Annotated in this window: 1 protein-coding gene; it reads right to left on the reverse strand. The window is 46.3% G+C overall.

Annotation, left to right across the window (positions count from 1 at the left end; translation table 11 throughout):
* On the reverse strand, positions 1–932 hold a 932-nt coding region (locus tag A142_RS09860; protein WP_241813074.1), incomplete at its 3' end, for a DNA topoisomerase.
* Positions 933–961: the final 29 nt, after the last annotated feature.

The raw sequence follows: 961 nt of genomic DNA on the forward strand, positions 1-961 counted from the left end.
TTCCCGTCTTTGTCAAAAAATCGAACTTTGCACGCAGGGAAACCACTGCATCCCCACCAAAACGACCCTTCACGTTTACCGGCTCGACGAATCAACCCTTTATTGCACTTTGGACAGGATTCTGTGTCACTGGCTTGAGGCTGAGGTGTTTTCGGTTTGGGATTTAAGTTCGGTTTACCATTATCATCAGGAAAGGTGGTTTTGCAATCCGGATAACGGTTGCAGGCATGAAACGCCCCGTTCTTCCCTTTTCTTTTGAGTAATAACCCTTCATTACAACTCGGACAGGTTATCCCATCCTTAATGGTGATAGGCACCCCTTCGGTTTTGACTTGGTTCACGCGCTCATGGATATAATTATCTACCGTTTTAACGAACTCAGCGACGCTGTACTGTCCTTTACCTATCTTGTCTAAGTCACCCTCCCAAATTGCAGAAATGTCCGGCATGATGATTTCTGGCGGCAATAAGGCACAGAACTCTTGTCCAGATTCTGTCGTTTTATAGACAGGGTTCTTATAGCCTTTCTCCTTTTGCACGCTAATGAGGTGTTTGAGGCTACCTAGTTTCTCGATGTGGCCACTTCGCGTTGCTTCTGTACCAATAGAGCCGTTCTCGCCTTTGGTGTTTTTGTCTTTGGCTTCAAGTTGTTTTCGTAACGCGGGATCTTGCACAAACTTGGCCGCTTCCGTCATGGCTTTCAAAAGACTGGCATCATCAAAGTACTTAGGCGGTTGAGTTTCTTTGGTCAGCATTTCTAGGCTTTCGCACACACCGGTATCACCTTGCTGTAAGGGCTTTAAATCATCGGTGTTGTCATTGGGCTTGTCTTCGTTGTCACCCTTAAAAAGCGTTTCCCACCCTAGTGTCAGTATTGTAGTTTGTGTGGCGCGGTAAATGCGCCCTAAACAGCAACCAATGTCTATTGTCACTTTCTCTCGTACGGACTCAGGGTAGAACA

This window comes from Vibrio splendidus 12E03, assembly GCF_000272105.2.
In the GTDB taxonomy this organism is placed as follows: domain Bacteria; phylum Pseudomonadota; class Gammaproteobacteria; order Enterobacterales; family Vibrionaceae; genus Vibrio; species Vibrio splendidus_I.